Source organism: Frankia tisae (assembly GCF_025403405.1).
Classification (GTDB): Bacteria; Actinomycetota; Actinomycetes; order Frankiales; family Frankiaceae; genus Frankia; species Frankia tisai.
In genome coordinates this window covers 1-4,058 of sequence record NZ_JANEZT010000490.1, presented here as the reverse complement: position 1 = coordinate 4,058, position 4,058 = coordinate 1, and the positions used below count along the sequence as shown (strand labels likewise).

At 75.1% G+C, this 4,058-nt stretch carries 1 protein-coding gene and 2 pseudogenes; 2 read left to right on the top strand and 1 reads right to left on the bottom strand.

All coding sequences use genetic code 11. The annotated features are described in order from the left end of the window. Positions 1-253, top strand: a pseudogene (locus NBZ85_RS28610) (glycosyl transferase); the annotation flags it as partial. Positions 254-468: 215 nt separating this feature from the next. Here the strand turns inward: NBZ85_RS28610 and NBZ85_RS28605 are convergent. Then, positions 469-3,720, bottom strand: a complete 3,252-nt coding sequence (locus tag NBZ85_RS28605) for an SDR family NAD(P)-dependent oxidoreductase (protein ID WP_261563059.1) — start codon at positions 3,718-3,720, stop codon at positions 469-471. Positions 3,721-3,742: 22 nt separating this feature from the next. Here NBZ85_RS28605 and NBZ85_RS28600 point away from each other — a divergent pair. Next, a pseudogene (locus NBZ85_RS28600) lies at positions 3,743-4,058 on the top strand (hypothetical protein); the annotation flags it as partial.

The window sequence follows — 4,058 nt, the reverse complement described above, 5'->3', positions numbered from 1 at the left end:
GTGGGCGGCGGCGGCGGCCGGGTCGTTCGTCGCCGGCTTCGTGCAGGGGTTCGTGCTGTTCCTGTCGTTTCACCTGGACCTGGGCCTGCCGTTCGGCGGCATCCGCGCCATCGGCGGGGCCGTCGCGGTCGGCTTCTGGCTGTTCCTGCTGCACCTGATCGTCCTCGTCGGCTACAGCCTCGCCCAGCGCCTCGACGAACGCGGCGGCGTCCCCTGGGCGGACGCCGGCATCGTCGACGGGCGTTCGGTGTAGCTGTTGGGAGGCGGATGCCCTCGAACCGGCCTGCCCCGAGCTGGTCGAACTGATTCGGCGTGTGCGCGCCGAGTTCCCCCGGCAGGAGCCGATCTGGGAGGACCCGGCTGATGGTGATCTGGTCGTTCACGACCCTCAGGACGAAGCGGTCATGAACTGAACAGGCGTGCGTGATGGGCAGGGAAGCACACCTGCCCATCACGCCGAACCGGGGGTCAGGACGAGGGCATCCAGTCCGGGCGGCGGACCAGTTCCACCCCGATCAGTTCGATCCGGGCGGCGTCGTCGTCCAGGATCACCACGTCGCACAGGGCATGGATGTTGTCGATCTCCCGGGCGGTGACGACGCTGCGGGCCGCGCCGGTCATCAGGCCGGGCCGGTGGATGCGGCATTCGCGGACGGCGACGGGCAGCGCGCCGCCGAGCACCCGCCAGGCCCACAGTCCGGCGAGCTGCATGCCGCCGTCGAGGCCGGCGACGTCGAAGTACCAGTCGTCGAGTCCCCACGCCAGTTCACTGACGCCGACGACCGATCCCTCGGCACCGTGCTCCGACATTCCCCTGAGCCACTGGATCGCCTGGAAACGGGGGCCGTGGAACAGCGCGTCGCTGCGGTAGATCAGGTCCCGGCACGTCGACACCTCAGCTGCCTTCTCGGCCAGGCCCTCCGGCGTCGGCCACGCCGACGCCGGCACGGGCTGCGGCTGCGCCGGGTCGAGCCTGGCCTGGTAGTGGGGCATGCCGTCGGCGTCGTCGAGGCGCAGCACCGGCAGCGGCACGGTGGCAGCGCCGGACGGGTCGCCGTCGCGCCGCGGATCGGACCCTGCGACGCTGACGAACAGCTCGTGCCCGGTGCCGGCCAGGTGCGGGAAGGCAATTTTGCGAAGAACCCGCAGGTCGCGCAGCACCATCCCGCCCTCGCCGTCGCCGCGTAGCGCACGGGCGCCGCGGGCGAGCCAGTCAAGCGCCATCGCGAGCGGCAGCACCGCGGTGTCGGCCGGGCTGTGGTCAGCCAACCAGGGATGGGTGCGTTCGTGCACCGAGAGCCGGCCGAGGATCCGCCGGGCGGCCGACGGCCCGAACCCTCCGCCAGCGCCGGCCCCGAGCGCCTCGGGGCCGCCGGCGCCGAGCAGGATCCGCGGCTGCGTCCCGGCGCTACGCGGGCCGGTGATCTCGTCGACGAACGCGGCCGCGCCCTGGGCGACCGGGATTGCCGGCACCCCACGACTGGCGAAGACCTCGGCGAGCAGCGGCCCGACCATCCCGCCGGCCCACGGGCCCCAGGCGATCGAGCGGACCAGGCAGTCCGGGTGCGCGGCCCGCCAGGCGGCGGCGACCTGGTCCAGGGTCGCGTTCGCCATGGCGTAGTCGGCCTGACCGGCGTTGCCGAACCAGCCGGCCACCGAGGAGAACAGGCACAGCAGCTCCACCGGGTCGTCGACGAGCACGTCGAGCAACGTCCGCAGACCCCGCACCTTCGTGTCGAAGACCCGGTCGAAGGCGTCGTCGGTCTTGTCCACGAGCAGCTTGTCGGCAAGCGTGCCGGCGCCGTGGATGAGCCCGCTGATCGGCCCCCAGTCCGCACGGACCTCGTCCAGGGCTCGGGCGACCGCGTGGTGATCTCGCACGTCCACCGACAGGTAGCGGACCTGTGAACCAGCGCGGCGCAGGGTGGCGAGGGTCGCGCGCACCTCCCGGGCGGCGAGGATCTCCTGTGCCTGCGCCCGCAGTCGGGCCGGTCCACCCGCCGAACCGTCGCGCCCGGCCAGCAGCCGGACCAGCGACGGCTCGTCGGTCGCGGCAGCGAGCCCGGCCGGCTCGCCGAGCAGGGGCGTGCGGCCCAGCAGCACCAGCCGCGGCTGGCAGGACCGGGCCAGTTCGATCACGGATGCGGCCGTCACGCCGCGGGCGCCGCCGGTGGCGACGACCACTGCGCCCGGCGCGAGCCGCAGCGGATGCGCGCCGACCGGCGTCGAGGGGGCCGGTACCACCCCCGGGACAACGCGGGTGCCGTCGGCGCGCAGACCGACGACCGGGGTCATCCCGCCCTGGCGCAGCTCGTGGGCGAGGACCGCGGCGAGTCGCGCCGGGTCACGTCCAGCACGCTCGCAGTCGATCGCCCGGACCGCCACGTCCGGCCACTCCGCGCCGGCGGTGCAGGCCAGCGCGGCCAGTCCGCCGAGCCAGGCCCGTTCCCCCTGCCGGCCGTCGAGGCCGAGGCCCGCGCCGGTGTCCTGCACGGTGACGAACAACCCACCGTGCACGGCCGGCGAGGCCGCCATGGCCCGCGCCCAGCCGAAGGCCTCCTTCTGCCGGTCGAGGGCCTGCTCGACGGAGTCGACGTCCGCCAGCCCACCGAGCAGGATCACCCCGCCGGCGTCGGCGGGCAGCCCGCCGGGCGTCGCACCAGCCCCGGCGGGTGGCGCTTCGTCGGTGACGACCGCGCGGATGCCGTGGCGGTCGAGCTCGTCGGCGAGCGCGGGCCCCAGGCCGCTGCCGCCGTCAACGATCGTCAGCGGCCCCGCCCCCAGCCCAAGGGGTTCGAGCCCCGGGGCCGCGACGGGCCTGACCTCCGGCACGAGCCGGGTCAGCGGCTGCCAGCCGGCGGTCCCTTCCGCGGAACCGGCCGGAAAGGGGGCATCGGCCGCCACGCCCGTCGGGCCCTGCAGCGGCGTGGCCGCCGCGGTCTCCGACGCGTCCCCGGTGGGGCTCTCGGCGAGCTCCGGGATGACTGCGGCCACCGCCGGTTCCGGGGCGTCAGGCTGGTTGCGCATAAGGTCGACGACCTCGCCCAGGGTACGCAGCGCGGTGAGCCGGGCCAGGAGGTCGCTCTCGCTGGCGTCGACCCCGATCTCGCCGACATGCTGGCGCAGCGCGGAGAGGATCTCGACCTTCTTCAGCGAGTCGATGCCGAGATCGCCTTCCAGCTCCATGTCCATCGCCAACGCCGCGACGGGGTATCCGGTGCGCTCCGCGACGACGTCAAGCAGCAACGCCTCCAGCTCTTCGACGCTGCGCGACACGGACGCGCCCACAACCTCGTCACCGGCCGATGTCAGAGCATCACCGGACGGCGCCACCACGGACGGCGCCACCACGGACGGCGCCACGACGGCGGACGATGGCCGGGCGAGTGGGGACGGCGGCGTGGCCGTCGCCGTCATCGACGCCGTCGGCGCGACCGCCGGCGGCAGCGCGGCGGGGGTCGTCGCAGGTGTGGCCGGCAGGTATCCGGCCGCCGGGGAAATGGTCACTGGCACGCCGGCGAGCCGGGCGCAGATGGCCTCCGAGGTGCGCAGGAACTCCACCTGTGCCTCGGTCATCAGCTGCTGGTAGGCGGCCTGAACCTGGGCGGTCTGCCGGTGGGCCTCGATGAACGCGGGCCACTGGCCCGGCCCGGCGACGACATCACCTGCCAAGGCCGCGCCGGGTGTCGGCGCGGCCACCGACCACTGCGAGGCAGTCACCGGCACAGCTGCGGGCGGCGCCGTGGCGGTCGCCTCGGCCGCGGCGACCGCTGGGGTCGGCATCTCGGCAGCGGCGGCTCCCGGCTCCGCCAGCCACGACGCAGCCGGCATCGGCTCCGCGGGCGGCGGCGCCGGCATCGGCTCGGCGGCCGGCGGCGCGGCCACCGGTGCTGCCGCCGCGGTTTCCGTGGCCCGCGACGAGGGTCCCAGCGGCGTCGCCGGTTCCGCGGCAGGCGCGGTTGGCGCGGTTGGCGCAGTCGGCGCAGTCGGGATGGCGCCGTCGACGGCGATCGGGCCCGGCTGTGCGGTGGGCAGCGCGGCGGGAGGCGGCGGGGCGG